General features: G+C 41.1%; 18 protein-coding genes and 1 riboswitch. Of the genes, 13 read left to right on the top strand and 5 right to left on the bottom strand.

Translation table 11 applies throughout. The features are described 5' to 3' along the window. Positions 1 to 315: 315 nt before the first annotated feature. On the bottom strand, positions 316 to 2,163 hold the full coding sequence (locus GJU40_RS14260; RefSeq protein WP_154308783.1) for a DNA ligase D: 1,848 nt from the start codon (positions 2,161 to 2,163) through the stop codon (positions 316 to 318). 39 nt (positions 2,164 to 2,202) lie between these two features. Further along, positions 2,203 to 3,081, bottom strand: coding sequence for a non-homologous end joining protein Ku (ku, locus tag GJU40_RS14265; protein ID WP_154308746.1), 879 nt, complete (start codon positions 3,079 to 3,081; stop codon positions 2,203 to 2,205). A gap of 166 nt (positions 3,082 to 3,247) precedes the next feature. On the opposite strand from ku, the gene GJU40_RS14270 reads away from it, so the two are divergent. The 4 genes from GJU40_RS14270 to GJU40_RS14285 all read left to right on the top strand — a co-directional run bounded on the left by GJU40_RS14270 (position 3,248) and on the right by GJU40_RS14285 (position 8,399). After that, positions 3,248 to 4,804 carry an aldehyde dehydrogenase family protein gene (locus tag GJU40_RS14270; RefSeq protein WP_154308747.1) on the top strand — a complete coding sequence of 519 codons (1,557 nt, stop codon included), beginning with the start codon at positions 3,248 to 3,250 and terminating at the stop codon, positions 4,802 to 4,804. A gap of 56 nt (positions 4,805 to 4,860) precedes the next feature. Then, positions 4,861 to 5,020: riboswitch (yybP-ykoY riboswitch) on the top strand. A gap of 35 nt (positions 5,021 to 5,055) precedes the next feature. Continuing rightward, entirely contained in the window at positions 5,056 to 5,856 is an 801-nt protein-coding gene (locus tag GJU40_RS14275; RefSeq protein ID WP_154308748.1) for a TerC family protein, read from the top strand. Positions 5,857 to 6,372: 516 nt separating this feature from the next. Continuing rightward, positions 6,373 to 7,128 carry an RNA polymerase sigma factor SigI gene (gene sigI / locus GJU40_RS14280; protein ID WP_343031563.1) on the top strand — a complete coding sequence of 252 codons (756 nt, stop codon included), beginning with the start codon at positions 6,373 to 6,375 and terminating at the stop codon, positions 7,126 to 7,128. After that, complete coding sequence (locus GJU40_RS14285) at positions 7,125 to 8,399, top strand: anti-sigma factor domain-containing protein (RefSeq protein ID WP_154308750.1); 1,275 nt, start codon at positions 7,125 to 7,127, stop codon at positions 8,397 to 8,399. Before sigI ends, GJU40_RS14285 begins: the two co-directional genes overlap by 4 nt. A gap of 39 nt (positions 8,400 to 8,438) precedes the next feature. Here the strand turns inward: GJU40_RS14285 and GJU40_RS14290 are convergent, their stop codons facing one another. After that, the gene (locus tag GJU40_RS14290; RefSeq protein ID WP_154308751.1) at positions 8,439 to 8,642 is read right to left on the bottom strand and encodes an alpha/beta-type small acid-soluble spore protein; all 204 of its coding nucleotides are present in this window, start codon (positions 8,640 to 8,642) and stop codon (positions 8,439 to 8,441) included. 188 nt (positions 8,643 to 8,830) lie between these two features. Then, a complete protein-coding gene (locus GJU40_RS14295) occupies positions 8,831 to 9,553 on the bottom strand; it encodes a DUF1836 domain-containing protein (protein WP_154308752.1) in 723 nt (240 codons plus the stop codon). A gap of 144 nt (positions 9,554 to 9,697) precedes the next feature. On the opposite strand from GJU40_RS14295, the gene htpX reads away from it, so the two are divergent. Both htpX and GJU40_RS14305 read left to right on the top strand, forming a co-directional pair. Then, positions 9,698 to 10,576 carry a protease HtpX gene (gene htpX / locus GJU40_RS14300; protein WP_154308753.1) on the top strand — a complete coding sequence of 293 codons (879 nt, stop codon included), beginning with the start codon at positions 9,698 to 9,700 and terminating at the stop codon, positions 10,574 to 10,576. Positions 10,577 to 10,775: 199 nt separating this feature from the next. Next, positions 10,776 to 12,125 (top strand): TrkH family potassium uptake protein, encoded by a 1,350-nt coding sequence (locus tag GJU40_RS14305; RefSeq protein ID WP_154308754.1) that lies wholly within the window; start codon positions 10,776 to 10,778, stop codon positions 12,123 to 12,125. 129 nt (positions 12,126 to 12,254) lie between these two features. On the opposite strand, the gene GJU40_RS14310 is transcribed toward GJU40_RS14305, so the two are convergent. Continuing rightward, positions 12,255 to 13,364, bottom strand: coding sequence for an MGDG synthase family glycosyltransferase (locus tag GJU40_RS14310; RefSeq protein WP_154308755.1), 1,110 nt, complete (start codon positions 13,362 to 13,364; stop codon positions 12,255 to 12,257). Between the two features lie 152 nt (positions 13,365 to 13,516). Between GJU40_RS14310 and GJU40_RS14315 the strand changes: the two genes are divergently transcribed. From GJU40_RS14315 to GJU40_RS14345, 7 genes are all read left to right on the top strand, one after another. Beyond that, entirely contained in the window at positions 13,517 to 13,693 is a 177-nt protein-coding gene (locus GJU40_RS14315; protein ID WP_154308756.1) for a hypothetical protein, read from the top strand. Positions 13,694 to 13,794: 101 nt separating this feature from the next. Beyond that, on the top strand, positions 13,795 to 14,370 hold the full coding sequence (locus GJU40_RS14320) for a YkoP family protein (RefSeq protein WP_154308757.1): 576 nt from the start codon (positions 13,795 to 13,797) through the stop codon (positions 14,368 to 14,370). 62 nt (positions 14,371 to 14,432) lie between these two features. Then, positions 14,433 to 15,260, top strand: a complete 828-nt coding sequence (locus GJU40_RS14325; protein WP_154308758.1) for a metallophosphoesterase — start codon at positions 14,433 to 14,435, stop codon at positions 15,258 to 15,260. A gap of 103 nt (positions 15,261 to 15,363) precedes the next feature. Beyond that, on the top strand, positions 15,364 to 16,395 hold the full coding sequence (locus GJU40_RS14330) for a LacI family DNA-binding transcriptional regulator (RefSeq protein ID WP_154308759.1): 1,032 nt from the start codon (positions 15,364 to 15,366) through the stop codon (positions 16,393 to 16,395). 95 nt (positions 16,396 to 16,490) lie between these two features. After that, the gene (locus GJU40_RS14335) at positions 16,491 to 18,602 is read left to right on the top strand and encodes an amylo-alpha-1,6-glucosidase (protein WP_154308760.1); all 2,112 of its coding nucleotides are present in this window, start codon (positions 16,491 to 16,493) and stop codon (positions 18,600 to 18,602) included. 43 nt (positions 18,603 to 18,645) lie between these two features. Continuing rightward, positions 18,646 to 19,908 carry an ABC transporter substrate-binding protein gene (locus tag GJU40_RS14340; protein WP_154308761.1) on the top strand — a complete coding sequence of 421 codons (1,263 nt, stop codon included), beginning with the start codon at positions 18,646 to 18,648 and terminating at the stop codon, positions 19,906 to 19,908. A gap of 132 nt (positions 19,909 to 20,040) precedes the next feature. After that, the gene (locus tag GJU40_RS14345; protein ID WP_154308762.1) at positions 20,041 to 20,940 is read left to right on the top strand and encodes a carbohydrate ABC transporter permease; all 900 of its coding nucleotides are present in this window, start codon (positions 20,041 to 20,043) and stop codon (positions 20,938 to 20,940) included. Positions 20,941 to 20,944: the final 4 nt, after the last annotated feature.

Here is a 20,944-nt window from a genome sequence, read left to right on the forward strand (position 1 = left end):
TTTCTTGTACTTTTTTGTTAAATCCACAAAAATTATGCTTAACAGGTGATAAATAAGGTTACTTTTTCAGTGGTCTCTACCCGTCCCCGTGTCCCCGTCCCCGTGTCCCACTAAAAGTAGTTTTTCACTATTTCTTCCGTAGTATGGCATCTTTTGCATTGGTATTCAATTTCCGTTGTATCTTCCTTCGCTAGGTGCAGGGTTTCCTTTTCACAGTTGCTGCAGTACTTTGTGAGTTCCTTTTGGAGCATGATGGATCACCACATTTCCTTTTTAGTTTTGTTTAGCCGCCTTTGAGATTTTTAAACATTTGCATTAGCTAGCAGCGCTTTTTTTTTTTGGTTTACTCTTTTCAATAAGAGACAGCAGTTCCCTTATTACACTGTCCTGGGGCGTTTGAAAGTAATCTTTGAAAGGACAGCCCCTTACAGCATTTCTTTTCAGCACTGCGTTCATTGTGTAATCTTCAACAGTAAGGCTGCTGTTGACGTCTTCCCAGAAAAGGGGTGCTGCTGTGAAAGGTTTTTCCTTTCCTCTAAGAGAGTAAGGGCAGATAATCGTTTTTCCTTCAGCGTGCTGTATATAATCTATATAAAGGCGGTCGCCCCTGTTTTTTTTCAGCCGTTCTACAGTAAAATCATTTGGGTGCTTCGCGACTAGAAATTCTGCAATAAATTCAGTGAAAAGTCTGGTCTGGTCATAGCTCAAGCTGTCGGGTGTAAGGGGAATGTGGACCTGAAGCCCTTTGTTACCCGAAAGCTTGGGATATGACTTTATATTGAACTGATCGAAAATGGTCTTCATTTCCAGCGCTGCCTTTACAGCCAGCTGAAAGTGCTCCCTGGATGGCGGATCGAGATCAAAGACAATTTCAACAGGATTCCTCGTTCTAGCAGTTTGAAAAGGAATGTGAAATTCAATTGCCAGCTGATTGCCGAGCCAGACCAGCGTTGATAGATCATTGCAGATGATATACGAAATACCTTCGTAAAGAGAAGCTGATATATAGTCAGGCGCATAATCAGGTATGTTTTTCTGATAAAAGGCTTCCCCTAAGGTTCCATGCGGAAAGCGGATAACAGTTAAATGCCGGTCCTTAAGAAAGGGAAGCATAGCTGGAGCAATTTGCATAAGGTAGGCAATGAATGCTTCTTTTGTAACAGTTGGATTCTGCCAAAGAGGCTTATCTGGATGAGTAAATTGTATATTTTTATGAATAGGAGCCATGTCAATTTGAAGCTGTTCCCATGTACATTCCTCCCAATTTTTCTGAAATTGAAAAGAAAGGAAGGAAGGTTCACGGAGCTGGCCTTTGTATAATTGCAGGAACTGCAGCTCAACACATATGGCAGGGCTGATGGAGTAGAAACCTTTGCCTTCGGTGACAGCATGCTCTTTTACAATGCTGACTAATGCATGTCTCTCCTCAGGAGATATACCGTGAGAAAAGCTGCCTACTCCCATTACTGCTCCATCTTTCAGTACACTTGCATGAAAATAGTTATTTTGCTGGTCATAGCCAGTCAGGAAGAATGTAGATTTGCAGTAATTTTTAACTTTCAGCCATCCTTTTGTTCTTATGCCGGCATCCCAGGTGCTTCCGAGATGTTTTGCCACAATACCTTCACCACTGTGATCGTACACAGGCTGCCATGCCTCTTCCAATGTCTTATGATAAGGAACAAATTGAAGAAGCTTGCTGGAGGCAGGTAATGGTTCCATTTTAAGATTTGCCCCTTTAAAAAGCTCTTTCAGCTTACGTTTTCTATCAGCAAAGGGAATGGAAGTTTGTGTAATTCCGTTGATTTCTAATAAATCGAATGCCAGAAAAGCGCAGGGATGCTGCTGAGCTTCTTCTTGGATTTTTGACGGTGTTTTCATTCTGCCTCTTACTTGAACAGCTTCAAAATCAGTTGAGACGGGAGAAGTGAGAAATACGATCTCCCCATCGAGTGTAAAAGGCGTGTAGGGCAGAAGCTCTGACAACTGTTCCTCAATGAAAGAGACAACTTCAGGAAAAGAAGAATTAAGCTCTTTTTGATTTCTGCTTTCAAGGAGGATGTTTGAGTTACTCACGTGAAGCATGGCCCTAAAACCATCATATTTTACTTCATATACCCAGTTTTCTCCTGCAGGGGCTTCAGCGGCAAGAGTAGGAAGCATAGGCTTCAATGAACATCCTCCTTTCTAATCCATAAGGCATTAAGCTTTTTTGCGTGCTGTTTTTGTTTTTTTGCCTTCCTGCCTGCCTTCAGGAACAGGGTTTTCCGCTGCCGGGGCAGGAGCTGCTGCAGGCGGAGCCGCTGAACCTGTTTTTGTTCTTTCTATGCTTGCTTGCAGCGCGCTCATTAGGTCAACAACATTTTGGCGAGGAGCTTCCGCAGGAGTATGACCTTCATTGTGTTCAACTTTATTTTGAATAAGAGTTTGAAGTGCCAGACGATAATCATCCCTGTACTTTTCAGGATGAAACTCTGTTGTCAGCTGGTCTATCAGCATGATCGCTGTTTCCAGTTCTTTATCCTGTAATTCCACATGTCCAGGTACACTTGGTACATCCCCGGCACTTCGGACTTCGTCAGGATAGTGAATGGTTTCCATCACAAGACAATTTTCAAATACACGAACAATGGCCATTTGCTGCTTGGAGCGTATCGTGATTTCGGCGATACCGATTTTCCCTGATGTATTCAGAGCTTCTCTTAACAGTGCATAAGCTTTACCGCCATTTTCACCCGGCCCTAGAAAATAAGAGCGGTTAAAATAGATGGGATCGATGTCTTCCAGCTTGACAAAGTCAATAATATCGACTGTTTTGTCTTCGTGCTCTTCTTTTATTTCTTTTAACTCTTCGTCCGTCAGAACGACAAACTTGCCTTTTACATACTCATAGCCTTTTACTATATCTTCATTTTTTATTTCTTCCTCACAGTGCGGGCATTTTTTTTCGTACTGAATAGGTGTGCTGCAGCGTTTATGAAGACTGCGGAGCTTGATGTCCTTGTCTTCAGTTGCAGCAAAAAGCTTAATAGGAATGTTGACAAGACCGAAGCTGATGGATCCTTTCCACATTGTATGCATGGTATTTACCTGCCTTCTTTTTTTATTATTCTCAGCAAAAACGGCAGTAACATGACTAACAAAATTTTCATGTTTTCGCTCAATTGTAAAAGGTATATCATATTGTTTGTACTTCGGAAGCAGCAGCGTTATAGTAAGGTTACAATAAGGCAAAGGCGGGATAAATATGACGGACAGGAAAACCATATCAGCCATAAATCCGGCAACAGGACAGATTATCAGGGAAATAGAAGAGACGCAATTGGAGCGAATACCCGGCATTTATGAGGACTCCAGAGCAGCTTTCAAAAGTTGGAGTGCTTTAACGGTAAAAGAAAGACTTCGTTATTTTAAAAAACTACGCCATTTAATGGCAGAAAAAATAGATGCGATTACAGAAATTATCAGCAGTGATACGGGAAAAGTAAGGATGGAAGCTGCGGTTGCAGATGTTATGCCGGTTTTGGATGCTATCTTACACATGGAAAAGCATGCTGAAAAAATTCTGGGCCGTCAGAAGATGTCTACGCCAATTCTGTTTTTTGGAAAAAAAAGCTATGTAGAATACATGGCCAGAGGATCAGTACTTGTTATCTCTCCATGGAATTATCCTCTGCAGCTCGCTATGGTTCCAATGCTGAGTGCACTTGCAGGAGGAAACACTGTTGTTTTGAAACCCTCTGAAGTCACACCGCTCGTAGGTCAGCTGGTAGAAGCGCTATTTAAAGAAGCAGGTTTTCCGGAGCATGTTGTTCAGGTAGCTCATGGAGGAAAAGAAGTGGGGGCGGAATTAACAAAACACAGGCCTGATTATATTTTCTTCACAGGCTCCGTCAGAACAGGCAAAATCATTCAGGAAATTGCAGCAAAGGATTTAATTCCAACAACTCTCGAACTCGGCGGCAAAGATCCAATGATAGTGTTCTCAGATGCTAATATTGATAGAGCAGTCAAGGGAGCAGTATGGGGCTCTTTTACAAACAGCGGACAGGTGTGCATGAGCGCGGAAAGGCTCTATGTACAACGGCCGATTTTTGAACGCTTTGTTGCTAAAATGAGAGATGAAGTAAGAATGCTGAGTCAGGGGAGCGGCATGAATCACGATATCGGGTCTATGACGTATCCTGAACAAATTACTGTTGTCCGTGAGCAGGTCCTGGATGCTCTTGAAAAAGGGGCTAAGCTGGTGACAGGTGAACACCCTGACAAGTGGGATACAGAAAAAGGTCTATTTATCGAACCAATCATCCTGACAGAAGTGACTGATGATATGAAAATTGTCCATGAGGAGAGCTTTGGGCCAATCATTCCTGTCATTCCTTTTGATACAGAAGAAGAAGCGGTGGAGCTGGCAAACGGAACCATTTACGGATTGAATGCAAGTGTTTTCAGCAGGGATATAGCCAAAGCAGAAAGAGTTGTCTCAAAGCTTGTGACCGGAAATGCTGTAGTAAATGATGTAATGGTGAGTGTCGTTAACCATGGGCTTCCCTTTGGAGGAGCAAAGCAAAGCGGGCTGGGCAGCTACCATGGCGATGGCGGACTTCGCATGTTCTGCCAGGAAAAAGCCGTCATGACAGATTCTGGGAAGAAAGATACTGAAATTCAATGGTATCCATACAAAGGCAAATATCAGCAGTTCAGCAGCCTGTTTCAGCAAATGTTCGGCAAGCAAAAAAACCTGGCTGAAAGTGCGAAGGTATACAGAGAACTTGCCAGGCTTTCCAAAGAGGACAGCAAGTAAAAAATAGTTGACACCCTTCCTTGAAATGGATAAAATGAGTATATAAATTTGATATGCTTTCTTTCAAAGGGGAGTAGCGTTCGAGTTACATACTCGAAAACAAAGTCGTCATTTCGTGAATTCATTCACCGGCTTTGTTGGCGGTTCACACTGTCTAGCAAGACCTTTGCCTGTTGCGGCAAAGGTCTTTTTATATTGTCTGATCTTCTCCGTAACAGGTACAAGAGTGCAAATATCTAGGAGGAGAAAATATGGAAGTTGGTTTATTGTTGGAATACGGCTGGGTGCTGCTGGTCCTGATTGCTCTTGAAGGGATATTGGCAGCAGACAACGCACTTGTTATGGCGGTTATGGTAAAACACCTGCCGGATGAACAGCGTAAAAAAGCATTGTTTTACGGACTTGCCGGTGCATTTGTATTAAGATTCGGATCATTATTTTTAATATCATTTTTAGTAGACGTATGGCAGGTTCAGGCAATAGGTGCAATTTATTTACTTTTTATCTGTTTTAATCACATCTTTAAGAAGTTTGTTTTTAACAGGGACAGCCATGAAAATGCTAAAAAGAAAAAAGAATCCGGTTTCTGGGGAACAGTGTTAAAGGTAGAACTGGCTGATATGGCTTTTGCAGTAGATTCTATACTGGCAGCTGTAGCTTTAGCTATGACACTGCCGGCTACAAACCTTCCTTCTATTGGAGGAATGGACGGTGGACAGTTTCTTGTTATTCTGGCAGGAGGAATTATCGGTCTTGTGATCATGAGATTTGCTGCAACGTTATTTGTAGGTGTGCTTAAAAAGCGCCCCAGCCTTGAAACCGCAGCATTCCTGATTGTCGGCTGGGTGGGTGTGAAGCTTGCGCTGTATACGCTTGCTCACCCCGATATTGGCTATATGTCCAAACACTTCCTTGAGTCTGCTCCTTGGAAAATATCCTTCTGGCTTGTACTGGCTGGCATTGCAGTGGGAGGATGGTTTCTTTCTAAAGAAGAGCCTGATTTGGAAGCAACAGAGGCCGAAGAAATCCTGAAAGAAGTAGAAGGTAAATAAAAATAGTTCAAAAAGACCATTAGTTTTGTACCTGATGGTCTTTTTATTTTCCCTTTTTTTCTATATAATGTTACAAGTGCGTTACATATTGTTTACAGCTCTTGTATCCTTATGTTGCTAAAGAAGTGTTTATTTTGATTTTATAATTAAGTTATAATAGGACACCCTTAATTTTTTTAGTGTTAACGTAGTTTGTAGCGAGGAGGCAATTTGTTACAAAGGAGGATTGTTGTCTATTAATTGAATGCCGGATGATTCTGTATAAAAGAACTATATTAGGAGAATAGTCTTGGTTAATTGTATCTATAAAATAAATGAAAAATGAGCACCCATGCAGCCAACATGGTATGCCCTGTGTAAAATCATACATTCCTTATTATAACATAAGCAGGTAATCAGTATACGAAGTTATCACTTTCTGAGTATTTATAACTATATACTGGTTGCAAATTTCTACCTTTGCGATTCCCAGACAAATTAGCTATGATTAACAAAGTGATAATGGGAGAAACTGAGGTGAAAACGGTGCCTAGCCTGCTTTTTAAATTGGGAAAAAAGAAGCAAACCCTTGAACAGACAGTGATGAAAATTCATGAGGGTGACACTCTGCTTCAAAATTCATTAATAGAACAATATAAACCTTTCGTGGCTAAAACTGTTTCATCAGTGTGCAAGAGATATATAGATGAGCGAGACGATGAATTCAGTATAGGTCTGATAGCATTCAATGAAGCTATAGAGAAGTATTCACCTGATAAAGGGAACTCTCTTCTTGCCTTCGCTGAATTAATTATAAAACGTAAAGTGATAGATTATATCAGAAAAGAAGCAAGAAATGCCCACACGGTGAATATAGATGTGCCTGAGCAAGAAGAAGGAGAATCCTCACAAAGTAAAATTGAGGCTGATCTTTCTGTCACGGAATATCAAAAGCTGATACAAGCTGAACAAAGACGTGAAGAAATTCTTCATTTTACTAATGTATTAACAGAATTTGATCTATCATTCTCTGAGTTAATGGAGCAATCGCCGAAGCATAGAGATGCGAGGCAAAACGCTATAGAAGTTGCAAAGGTATTAACAGAGCATCCTGAGTTAAAGAAACTGCTGTTTCAAAAAAAACAAATACCTGTAAAGCAGCTGGAGAAAATGGTTTCTGTCAGCCGAAAAACCATAGAAAGAAACCGAAAATACATCATTGCCATGGCGATTATTATGACCGGTGACTATCTCTACCTGCAAGATTACATCAAAGGGGTGCTGAATGAATGAATAAAGGGGTTGTTGTTGAGTTAAAGGGCCAAGAAGCTACAATGCTCACCCCTGACGGACAATTTCTGAAAGCCAGGCTTGACCGTGCTTCTCAGATTGGAGAAGAAATTACTTTTTTTCCTATCCAGGAACCAGAAAACAGCGCTTCAAAAAGAAATTTTTTACTTTACATACGGCCTCTTAGAACAGGCCTCGTGACAGCTGTTGCAGCTCTTCTGCTCTTTTTCATTATTTCACCATTTTTAAATTCAGATGAAGTTTCAGCTTACTTGACCCTTGATATTAATCCCAGTTTTGAACTGGCTCTGGACTCTAATCTCGAGGTTGTGGACATTCAGCCTTTAAATAATGATGGTGAAAAACTTTTGGGGATTATTCCGGACTGGAAAAAGAAAACGTTTCACGAAGTGGTCACTACAATTATCGAAAAATCTGAAAGCAGCGGCTACCTGCGGAAAAATCAGGATGTGCTGCTAACAACCGTTTTGAGTGAAGACAGTTCCGGGGCAGTACGGGACTTGATGAAAAAGCAGTTAACAGGGCTGAAAGCTGCCATAAAAGAGAAGGATGTTGACCTTGAAGAACTTCAGGCAGACATGAAGGTAAGGGATCAGGCTCAGGAAAAAGGGATGAGTACCGGGAAATTTCTGAAGCTTCAAAAACCTCAAACTAAGCCAGAAAAAAGCTCTTTAAAGAATTCTCACGTGCCTGCTGATAGTCAGGAAAAGGAGCCGCCGCTGCTGCCTAAAAGAACTGAAACAGTAAAAACTGCTGTTCAAGTTCCCAAAGAACAACAGAATACGAAACAAAAATTAAACAATGAAACCATTCCGAAGCTTGAAAAAACAAAGGAAAGGCTTCAAGAGAAGAAAAATGACTCAAGCAATAAGCCTGCTTCTGCACCTGCAGCACCTGCAGCAAAGCCCGCACATTCAAATAATCAGAATGGAGGGGCGAATGCTCCTAAAGGAGAGCAGGCTGAACCTAAAAATGTTCCTCCAAAGGGCGAAAAAAAAAATAACCCTCCAGGTTTAGCAAAAAAAGAAGAGCAGAAAAACAAAAAAGAAGAGCATAAAAATAAAAAAGAAGAACATAAGGTGCAAAAAGAAGAAAAGAAAGATCAAAAAGGGAATCAAAAAGCTCAAAAAGAAGAAAAAAGAGCACATAAACAAGAAGAGAAAGCAAGCAAAAAAGAAGAAAACCATGGTAAAAAGGAAAATAAGGGAAAATCAGATCAAAAAGAGGACAAAAAACATAGTAAAAAAGAATAGCAAATCGCCGTGTCACAATGCACGGCGATTTTTCCAGTCTTATTCTGTTTTTTGAGTACTGCCTAGCTGAGCTTGAGCCTGTGCAACCAGACGTTTTGTGATTTCGCCCCCGACAGAGCCATTAGCGCGTGCAACTGTATCCGAACCTAGACTTACTCCAAATTCTTGTGCAATTTCGTATTTTATCTCGTCCAGAGCCTGTTGAATTCCCGGTACGAGAAGCTTGTTAGAGCTTCGAGCCATCTTCTTCACTCCTTAACCTTCATTGCAGCTTTTGCTGCATTTCTAGCTTTTGAAAGAAGAAAGCGTTCTATGCAGACCAGTATTTTACTCGGTTGACATTACAAAAACAGAATTCTGAGAATCTGCACTTGCTGTAGGATTTGAAATAAGCTTTCCTGCACAAAAAAACAAGGCTGTAAATAGCCTTGTCATTGTGTTTCTTCCTTGCCCGGGAATTGCTCTTGAAAATATAAATGTGCGCGTCTTTGAATATGGGAAGACAATACAGCCAGCACAACCAGTATTAAGGTGCCCCTGACCTGTTCCCATTGGCTGTCAGACAGGACGGGAAACGTGTTTCTTACAGAATCGGCTTCTTCTTCAATATTCTCTTCAATCCTTTTGTACCGAATTGAAGAAACGTTCAAATCGTTGATTTTTTCCAAAATGGTTGCATAAGCTTCGTAAAATTTTAAAGGATTAATTAAATCATCGCTTCGATCTGATAAAGTATTGAATAATGATGTTAAAATAGATCGAATGGATTCAAAGTCATAGACTGACTTTAAGTCACGTACGATTAATAATATGGCAGCCTGGTCAATGGAATATTTTTTTCCAAGCTCAGGTTGTCCGATTAATTCCTTGATATCCCGCTTAATCCAATTCTGGATTGCTGTCGACTTGAATGAAGTTAATTCACATAAATTACCCAAATCGACAATCTCATTCGTTGATAAACCGTATTCTTTCTTGGTTTTTTTTCGTTCATATCTTCTGATGAAATTTGGAACGCTTTCATGATAGAGAACGTTTAGAGTCGGATCATTCACTGAGTACTTTAACAGAGAGATTGGATTTTCCTCGTGAATGCCTTTTAATGAATATAGAAGGTTAACCATCTGTAATCTTGTTAATTTTAATGCTTTCATAATGCACCTCAATCCAGACAAATAATCAGTGAGAGAAAGGCAGTTCTTAAATCACAATATTACGTCTTTTTTCTTGCTTTTTCAAATAAAAATTTTTATAATTTAAAGTGTGAGTTCATTGGAGCTTAAAATGGAGGAGAAAAAATGGCTAAACGTATATTTTTGTTTATATTAACAAATATTTTGGTAATCGTTACAATTGGTATTGTTCTTTCAGTACTTGGAGTTGGCAACTACAGAACTGCTGCCGGTGGAATTGACCTTGGTACGCTGCTTGCATTCAGTGCAGTGGTAGGTTTTACCGGTGCGTTTATATCCTTGCTCATGTCCCGCTGGATGGCCAAAATGATGATGGGCGTTCAGGTTCTTAACCCTGATAAAAGTCTTTCTGCTGCTCAAAGAGATCTTGTTGAACGCGTTCACCGCCTTTCACGTGCTGCGGGAATCAGAGTGATGCCTGAAGTGGGTATCTACAGATCTCCTGAAGTAAATGCTTTTGCAACGGGTCCTTCTAAAAACCGTTCGCTTGTAGCGGTATCTACAGGACTGCTTGAGGAAATGGATGATGACGCAATTGAAGGAGTTCTGGCTCATGAAGTTGCCCATATCGCTAACGGTGATATGGTGACAATGACGCTGCTTCAAGGTGTTGTAAATACATTTGTAGTCTTTCTTGCAAGAATTGCAGCATGGGCAGTTTCAAGGGTTGTCAGAGAGGACATGGCTCCTATCGTTCACTTTATTGCTGTTATTGTGTTTCAGATTGCGTTTTCGATTCTTGGAAGCATCGTCGTGTTTGCTTACTCCCGTTACAGAGAGTATCACGCTGACAACGGCGGAGCAGATCTTGCCGGTAAGGACAAGATGATTCATGCTCTAAGATCTCTTCAGGCGTATTCTCAGCGCATCAGAGATGACCAGACAGCAGTAGCAACATTAAAGATAAACGGCAAAAAAGGTGCTGCACTATTCTCTACTCACCCAGATTTAAATGATCGTATTGCACGTTTAGAAGCAAGATAGTTTGTAAAGGAACCGCACTGGTTCCTTTTTTTATGACTTTTCAGTCATACTGCTACTCTAAGGCAGCTGCCTCCAAGGAGACCTTTTGATATATTTTGCAAATATCCCTTTTCATTTTGAGGGATTTTTTTTATGATGGAAGTTGAGTACATATTTTTATAGGGCATACTATGTAAAATGTTCAGTTTGGAGTACATATATGAAAAAATCATTTCGGTACTATCTTCAAAAATTAACTCCTGTTCAAATTATTGTTCTTTATTATTCATTGGCTGTTACAGTATCTGTTGTGCTGCTCAGCCTTCCAATCGCACATCAGGACGGAACTGCCTGGTCTTTTATTGATGCGCTGTTTACCGCAGTCAGTGCGGTAAGCGTGACAGGATTGACCGTTGTCAACACTGCAGATACATTCAGCGTTCCAGGTATTTTTATTCTTATGTTTGTTCTGCAGTTTGGAGGAATCGGCATTATGACGCTGGGGACTTTTATCTGGCTTGTCATGGGCAAGAAAATCGGCCTGAAAGAAAGACGATTGATTATGACCGATCAAAATCAGACCAATTTGTCCGGAATTGTTAATCTAATGAGACAGATTCTCCTGCTTATTCTGACAATCGAAGCCATCGGCGGTATTGTGCTCGGAACCTACTTTTTAAACTATTTTCCTAACTGGCAGGATGCTTATCTTCATGGATTTTTTACTGCGGTCAGTGCTACAACAAATGGGGGATTTGATATTACAGGGGCCTCGATGGTCCCGTTTGCGGAAGATTATTTCATCCAGTTTATTGTCATTCTTCTTATTGCTTTGGGGGCAATAGGTTTTCCGGTTCTAATCGAATTAAAGGATTTTGCAGCAAGTAAAAAAGGTAAGTACCGCTTTAGTTTGTTTACAAAAATCACCACCATTACATTCGTCCTGCTGGTTGTAGCCGGTACGGTCATTATCGCCGCGCTGGAGTACCGGTACTTTTTCAGCGGTAAATCATGGCATGAGGCACTGTTCTACTCACTGTTTCAATCAACGTCAACCAGAAGCGGAGGGCTGGCGACAATGGATGTCAGCCTGTTTACGGAGACTACGCTTCTTGTTATGTGCGCACTGATGTTTATTGGTGCATCACCAAGTTCGGTTGGGGGAGGAATCCGGACAACTACTTTTGCTTTAAACCTGCTATTTTTATATCATTATGCAAGAGGTAACAAGAACATCAAGATTTTTAACCGGGAGCTGCATGAAGAAGATCTTATGAAGTCGTTTGTTATTACGCTTATGGCGATTTTGCTTGTGTTTGTGTCAGTTATTATCCTAAGCATATCTGAGTCGTTTTCATTTATAGAAATTCTCTTTGAAGTATGTTCAGCGTTCGGAACCACAGGACTGAGCATGGGAATTACACCGGATCTTAGCACAGTCGGAAAAATTGTCCTCATGATTCTCATGTTTATCGGGCGTGTTGGTATCCTGACTTTTATTTATATTATTGGTACTAAAGAAGCAAAAGCCAATTACCATTATCCGAAAGAACGCGTCATTATCGGATAACGTAAGTAAGTGCTTCGGACTCTGGTACTGTTAAACACTAATCTGACCCTGAAGTGCAGACAAAGAAGACTGCCATACAGGGTCTGTTAGTTGTGAAGCTGAACTACAGGGTAACTATCCTCTTCTTTTTTAGGTTAGGTAGTTTTCTGACATAAATAATACTGCTTTTCTGCAGTCATACAAACTCGCCTGATAGGCCGCCATTCTTTCTTTGCAGGCTGTAAGTACCTCTTGATTGCTTAAAAGGAGAGAAAGACTTTGGGGAAAAACAGAAAAATCCAGTGTTGCATAGGCATTTAAGCAGAGCTTTTCTTCAGTCAGGAATGCTGCATTGAATTCTTCCTGTCCTGGGAGAGGAGGGAGAAGATAAGCGGGAACTTGCTTAGAAAGCACTTCGCTGATTGTGACGCCCCCCGGCTTTGTAATCACCATATCGGCACAGCTGTACAGCGTGTTCATTTCATCCCGGCTTGAAATGTATGAAAGCGGCACAATATGAGGTTTTCCAAGCTGCTTCAACTTTCTGTAAAGATTGTTATTTCTTCCGCACAAAATATAGAAGGTTACACAGTCCGTAGACAACATAGCGTGCAACAGTTGGTAATCATTCAACATCCCCAAATTGCCTCCTGCTATTAATATCAATGCTTTCTCATTTTCTTTAGGGGTTATCCGCTTCTCAAATGATGGAGAAACAGGAATTCCCGTCACAATGACAGAACTGCTGGGTATTCCCCTTGAAAGCAGAGCAGCCCGATTTTGAGTGCCGGGAACAAGGTGTAAATCTATGTTTCTTACTCCCCATAAATCATTGATGAAGTAATCTGTATAGGCATTAATAACTGGTACTGTAAGTTCACCCCTGCTTTTCAAAACATTACAAAGATAAGAAGGAAGGGCATGGCTGCAAACAATCAAGTCTGGAGCTGTTTTCTCCAGCAGCTTTTTCATAGCGGATAAAAAAAACCATTCATAAAAATAGCGGCGCTGATCAATATTTTTTTGTGCACAGGCTGCTTTTTTATATAGTTTGCTGTAGATTTCAGGACATGAAGCGATACCGGCTAAATACAACCTGGAAACAGCTTCCTCAGCAATACGGCTCCTATAAGAAAAGATGTCCACGATTTCTATGGAGCAGCCGGGATGTATTTGTTTCATAAACTCTGCTAATGAATCACAAACAGAATGATGGCCTGAGTAGAATTGTAAAAACGGCAGAAACAGGATTTTCGGCAAGACTGCACCCCTTTTATTAAGCAATATTGATGATGAAGGTTTTTCGTTGGTCACCTATCAAGTCCTGGTCAACATGCAAGGAATCATTGATACCAATTCACCAGGGCCCCTAAGTTTCTTCAAACAAATAAGTAATTGAGCAGGAAATGGGTTTGTACTTCACAGACTTTGAACAATGCGGAATATTAACTGACTGGCAGGAAAGGCAAGCGATAGAATTGTCGCTTCTGTCAAATATCAATGTCTTTATTATGAGAGGAAGTCTTGCTCTTCATGCCGAAAACCTTCAACCTTTCATTACCAATAGTAAGAAAGGGAATTTGTCATAACATATTTTTATGATCACCTTGAGCCCATTTAAACAGTGGGATTGTTGGTGCAAGTATCAACAGCAAAGGGTGACTATGGGCAAAGAGAAAGGAGAAGGCATATGGTTTTCAGGTACTGCATCATTTCGCTCTGGAATTTTATCGATCCTGTTTATTATTTCTTCTCAAGCCTCATCTGCTTATCAGGCGGTGATGGGGAAGGGTCTGTATTCCGTGTCAGGCTTACCCGCTATAAAGGTGTGCCAGTGACTTTGTCAGATGGAACCAGCATAAAAAGAGGAGATATGCTTCTTAAGATTCATCTCCATAATGTTAGACTGCTCACTCAATCTCTGCATCTCCAATCTGATATAAGAAGAGGCAGGACCATTTATAAATCTGTTAGAAATTCGATGCCCCAATTGTCGAAGTTTCTGCTGGAACATGAAAAAGCGGAAGAAATTAAAGGAATTATCGGGATTACGATGATAAAAAAGGGATATGAACAGCTGGGTTTTGAATGTCAAAAGCCGAGAAGCTTCCTGTACAAGGTTTTTAAAAAAACAACGCAATTCCCCATATACTTCCTCTCATCCCCAGGGGCAGATTTATCAGGTATATACAAACAAGTACCCGTCTATTTACTGATGTCCAAGGAAAAACTGATCAGCCTTTATCCACGTCAGCAGGCCCAGTAATTCCCACTGGAAGCAATCCCTAGTCCCCTCTATACTGATTAGAAGGGAAGGGGGCTTTTTTTATGTCCATTTTTATAGCAGTAAGTATACTTCTGCTGTTCGCAATCCTGATTCTTGTTTATCGTGCAGCAAATTTAAATACAAAAGACGTTGCTGTTAACACCATTACAGTTAGTTCTCCCCGTAAAGCTCTGCCAGCTGAAAATATAACAATTCTACATCTCTCAGATTTACATTTAGAAAATATTTCAATCTCACCGCAAGACATACTGTCTAGAATAAAAGGACAAAGAATAGATGTCATTGCAATCACAGGCGATTTCCTGGACCGCAAGAGGAGCATCCCGCGCCTTGAGCCATATTTGCAGGCTCTACACTCATGCAATCCGGTATTAGGCATGTACGCTGTCTTTGGCAATCATGATTATGTTTTAAGAAAGAAGAATTTTGAAGAGTTAAAAGCTGTTTTGCATAAGTATGGTTTTGTCACTCTGCAAAATGAAAATGTTCAGCTTCCCTGGAATGGGGAAGTTCTCAATATTATTGGAATCGATGATTATAGTACAAAGCGCAGTAATCTTTCTAAAGCGTATCAAGATCTTCAGGAAGGCTATCGTCTAATTTTGACGCATGATCCTAATATCGTATTGGAAATGGATGATTATCACTATGACTACATGCTGTCAGGACACTTTCACGGCGGACAAATCTGCTGGCCAAAGCCGTATCATTTAGTGAAAATGGGCAAGCTGGTAAAAATGAATATGGTTAAAGGTCTTCATGAGCACAATGGCAGACATTTCTATATAAGTGAGGGACTTGGGCAAACCGGCTTAAACATCAGAGTGGGAAGCAGACCGGAAATTACTTTTCATGAGATAACTTCTTAATTGCTTGCTGCACCTTACTCAACAAGGCTGCAGCTATTTTTAAATAAGTGTTGCAATCGCTTTCATTATCAGTTATGATTTTGTCATAAACATCCGAAACGTTTTGGAGGAGCTGCTGATGACAACAATTAAAGATATTGCGAAGGCTTCCGGTGTATCTGTAACAACAGTTTCACGTGCCTTAAATGGTTATTCGGATGTGAACGAAAAAACCCGCCGTAAAATAATAGAGGTTGCTGAAGTACTTAATTACAGTCCTAACTCCCTGGCCAGGGGGCTGGTGATGAAAAAATCGAAAACGATCGGGCTGCTTGTATCTGGGTTTAACAAAGAGAGCATCAAAGATAATTTTACGTTTGAAGTGCTTACAGGCATCAATCAGTTTGCCGCAGAAACAGACTATGATTTGGTTCTTTTTAATACAAACTCCAGTAAGCAGAGGGAGAAAACTTACGCACAGCTCTGTAAAGAGAGAAGAGTTGACGGAGCAATCATTCAGGGCATAAAAACAGATGATCCATATCTAAAAGAGGTTGTGGACAGCGACATACCATGTGTACTGGTCGACATTCCCATTAAGACGGAAAACGTCGGATATGTGACAACAGACAATGTACTTGGTGCGGAAAAGGCTGTGTCTTATTTGCTGGAACTGGGACATCGGCATGTGGCTATGATTAATGGACATGAATTCGCCTTTGTCAGTGAGGAAAGACTGCAAGGATATAAAAATGTATTGAAATCTGCGACCATTAAATTTCGAAAGGAATGGGTCGTTAACGGGCTCTTTCAAGAAAGTGCAGCGGAAGAACAAGCGAGAATCCTTTTGGAAAGTTTTCCTGAGATTACCGCCATTTTTTGTGCAAGCGACCTGATGGCCCTCGGCTGTATAAAAGCAGCTCAAAAATTGGGAAGAACAGTACCTGAGCAGCTTTCAGTCATTGGCTATGATGATATTCTTCTTGCTTCTTATGTTACTCCAAGCCTTTCTACAATCGCACAAAACAAGGCACTGCTGGGCTATTCAGCTGCAAAGCTTCTGATTCAGATGCTCGAGGGAGAGGCTAAGCCTCAATCAATCATTATAGAAACTGAATTAATTGAGAGGGAATCTGCAATAAGGCTATCCAATTGAATTGGATAGGTACTTACTTTCCGAAACGTTTCGGTAATATATGAGAATTTCCAAAACGTTTCGGTTCTTAGAACATTCAACTGGAGGAGCTAGCTATGGAATATAGAGTAATTAAAGAAAATGATTTATTTCTACTGACTGATGTAAACGGTAACATTCCGGAGAATCATCCCTACGGTCTTGGTCTTTATTCAAAAGATACTCGTTTTCTAAGTAAGATGGAATTACATATAAATGGGGAGCAGCCCATTCTGCTGTCATCTGATGGTTCTGAAAACTATGCAGCTACTATTCTTTTAACTAATCCACATATGGAGAAGAACGGAGAGCTGAAGCTGTGGCGAGAGTCGGTAGAGATAGAGAGAAAGAGATTTATATATGATGATGTGCTTTATGAAGGTATTAAGTTGAAAAACTATTTTCCAAAAAGGGTTAACTTCACTATTGAATTGCATATGGATGTAGATTTCAACGATATGTTTATCGTACGGGGTTTTCAGTCAGGAGAAACCGGAAAGCGGACAGGAGAAACAATTGCAGGACAATCACTTTCCTTTCATTATCAAGGAGCAGATAAACTGGACAGAACTACTAAAATCATTTGGGACAAGACTGCTGAAGAGATTAGCAAAGAAGGCAGTGTGAAATTTGCCTTTTCCCTCGCCCATGGGCAGGAAGAGGTGTTAACAGTGGCAATACAGCCGCTTGTTGGACATGCAACAGAAAAAGAAGTACTGCCGACTGAGGAGGCATTGAAACGGCTGTCAGCTTCCTACGTGGAATGGGAAAGAAGCACTTCTAAAATTGTAACTGATCTCCTCCCCCTTCAAAAGCTAGTAGACAGGGGAATTGATGATATCAGGGTACTCCTGACAGACTTAGGACACGGCAAATTTCCGGTTGCAGGGCTCCCTTGGTTTGGAGTTCCTTTTGGCCGGGACAGCCTTATCGCTGCATTACAGATGCTGGCCTTTAATCCTGCCATAGCAAAAGGAACTTTGTTGACAATGGCAGCACAGCAAGGCACTAAAGTAGATCCTTGGCGGGATGAGCAGCCGGGAAAAATCATGCATGAAATCAGGTTTGGAGAGCTGGCAAATACAAATCAAATACCGTTCACCCCTTATTACGGAACAATTGATGCGACTCCGCTGTTTCTTGTGCTGCTTACAGAATATGTGAAATGGACAGGAGATATTGATCTGTTTCATGAGTTGAGTGACAACGTCACTGCTGCACTCCACTGGATTGATCAATATGGGGACAGGGATGGAGACTTATTTTTAGAGTATCATCAGGAATCAAGCAAGGGTATAGCCAATCAAGGCTGGAAAGATTCTGGAGATTCCATTGTACACACCAATGGTGAGTATGCAAAAACACCGATAGCCCTATCAGAGGTACAGGGTTACGTATATCAGGCTAAAGTAGGCCTCGCTGCAATTTATGAATTACTTCACAACAAAAAAGATGCAAGTCGTTTGAAGAAACAGGCAGAAGCGCTCCGTACAGCTTTTGAAGATGCATTCTGGATGGAGGATAGTGGATATTATGCAATTGCTCTTGACGAAGCAAAAAAGCAGGTAGGCACAATTACTTCAAACCCGGGGCATGTCTTGTTTTCTGAGATGCTATCGGAAGATCGATCAAAAGCTGTTGCATCCAAGCTCCTATCAGAAAAAATGTTCTCCGGCTACGGCATTCGCACCATGGGAAGCGGAGAGGCAGGCTATAATCCAATGAGCTATCATGACGGCAGTATATGGCCTCATGATAACAGCATGATTCTACTTGGTCTCAGTAAGCTGGCTTACCAGGAGGAAGCGGCTTCCGTAATGGAAGGGTTGATAAAGGCTGCAGAGCATTTTGAATATGACAGGCTGCCTGAACTTTTTTGCGGATATGACAGCAGTATGGGAAAAGCAGTCAAGTATCCTGTTGCCTGTTCACCGCAGGCATGGGCGGCAGGAACACCGCTGGTCTTTATACAGTCTCTGCTTGGATTGTTTCCGGACAGTCTAAAAAAAGAAATTCAGCTTCATCCAACCCTGCTTCCAGGAATGAATATTTTGTCTGCAGCAGATATTGCAATTGGAAAAGGACATTTATCCGTGACTGTCACCCGCAGCACAGCAGGACTTACTGTATCCATTGATAAAAATACAACCGGCTTTGATGTTATGACTAAAGGTAATCAGGGAGAATAACGCTCTCTTTTTATAAAAGGAAAAACGAAAGGGGTTTAATAAAATGGTGAATAAAAAATGGTTTGCAGGCATTGGTATATCAGTCATGCTTCTCGGTTCCTCACTTGCAGGCTGCAGCAGCAATAGCGGAGGGGAAGGAGGAGCTGGATCTCCTCAGGAGGGGGAAAAGGTTCAGATTACACTTGCAGGATGGGGGTCTTCTCCTGAAGAGACAAAACTTCTGGACGAAGTAATCGCTGACTTCGAAAGTGAAAATCCGGATATTGATGTGAAAAGAGATACAATTGCAGATCAGTACATGGATGTAATTAAAACGAGGCTGATCGGCGGTGAAGGCCCGGATGTATTTTATCTAGATGCATTTGAAGCTCCTGGTTTAATTGAAACAGGAGTCGTTGAACCTTTGGATTCTTATATAAACGAAGATTTTGATATTGCAGATTTTGAAGAACCGCTCATTCAAGCTTTCCAGAAAGACGGACAAACTTTTGGATTTCCAAAAGGCTATTCAACTTTAGCCATGTTTTATAACAAAAAAATGTTTGAAGAAGCCGGCCTGGAAGTTCCAGCTACCTGGGAAGAGTTTGAAGAAGCAGCCAAGAATCTGACAGATGGAACAAATGTCTATGGATTTGGTGCATCTCCAGAGCTCGCAAGGCTGTATCATATTGCTGAATCTAAAGGGGGAAAGGTAGCTACTGATAACAAAGCTACTTTTGCAGATCCAAAAGTGGTCGAGGCGCTTCAGCCGATCATTGATATGCATAATGTGGATAAATCTGCTGCAGAACCAAAAGAAGCAGGAGCTAACTGGACAGGTGAAATGTTTGGCCAGGGTAAAGCAGCTATGGTATTTGAAGGAAACTGGGCAATTCCTTACCTGCAGTCCACCTTCCCTGATCTTGAGTTCGATACAGCTGAGCTTCCAACTATTGATGGTAATAAAGGTACAATGGCTTATACAGTTTCATACGTTATGAATGCTGCTTCAGAGAAAAAAGAAGCTTCGTGGAAACTGATTTCTTACTTGACAGGTAAAGAAGGAATGGAAAAATGGACTTCCAAAGGTTTTGAGCTTCCAAGTAGAGTATCTGTTGCTGAAAATCTTGGTTTTGATAAGGATGAATTGCGCGGACCACTGGTAGCAGGCGCATCTTATTCTACAGTCTGGGCAGATGATACCAACCTGCCAATTATCTTTAACAATTTTAATAACCAATATGTTAGTGCTTTTCTCGGTGAGCGTCCACTTGATCAGGCTTTAAAAGAAGCACAGGATCAAGCTAATAGTGAAATTGGAGATTAAGTTAATCGGAGTTGAATGGGAGGCGAGGCGCCTTCCTTTCCTCCTATTTTCGTCTTTGATGTAAAGATTCTTCTTCTTTGCTTCAAAGAGGGGAATGGGAAAAATATGCCTTGGGGCAAGGAGTGAAAAAGGATGAAACTCAGTCAATCAAGAGCAAGACTTAGAGAAGCAGGACAGGGCTATGCATTTATGTCTCCTACCTTATTTGTTCTGCTGCTGTTTATCATTGGTCCTATTTTTTATGCAGTTTTCCTGTCATTTCACAAAGTGCAGCTTTTAGGAACATCCAGTTTCGATTTTGTAGGATTGGACAACTATGCGAACATTCTGAATGATGGCCGAGCAAGAATTGCTCTATGGAATACTGCAAAATACGTAATGATTGTAGTACCGGTCCAGACGTTTCTTGCCTTGGTACTAGCTGCAAGTTTAAATGCTGGTCTAAAAGGAGAAAAAGCCTTCAGGATTATTTATTTTCTGCCAACGCTGACCTCATCTGCTGTATTAACTCTGATATTTATGTGGATGTACAATCAAAACGGGCTGATTAACCATATTCTTGCCTTTGTAAATCTGCCTACCTACAATTGGATTGGTGATCCTGCTGTTGCGTTAAATGCAATTATGATTATGAATATTTGGTCTACAGCTCCATTTTATATGGTCATTTATCTGGCTGCTCTGCAAGATATTCCTGATTCTTTATATGAAGCTGCAGAATTGGACGGTGCTAACGCTATTCAGAAATTCTTTTATGTAACAGTTCCTAATCTGCGCCCGGTGACTTCGTTTGTCGTCATTATGGGGCTCATTGGAACCTTTCAGTTATTTGACCAGTCCTACATATTCTCTGCGGGTTCAGGCGGACCTAATAACTCAACGCTGACAGTAGTGCTTCTGATTTATCAATATGCCTTTAAGAGTCTTGGCACAATGGGTTATGCTGCTGCACTTGCCTTTGCGCTAGCCGTCGTGATCCTGACGGCCACTCTGATTCAAAGAAAATTTTCTAAAGAAGAATCACTTTATTAGGGGG

The sequence above is a fragment of the Metabacillus lacus genome, from assembly GCF_009674805.1.
Classification (GTDB): domain Bacteria; phylum Bacillota; class Bacilli; order Bacillales; family Bacillaceae; genus Metabacillus_C; species Metabacillus_C lacus.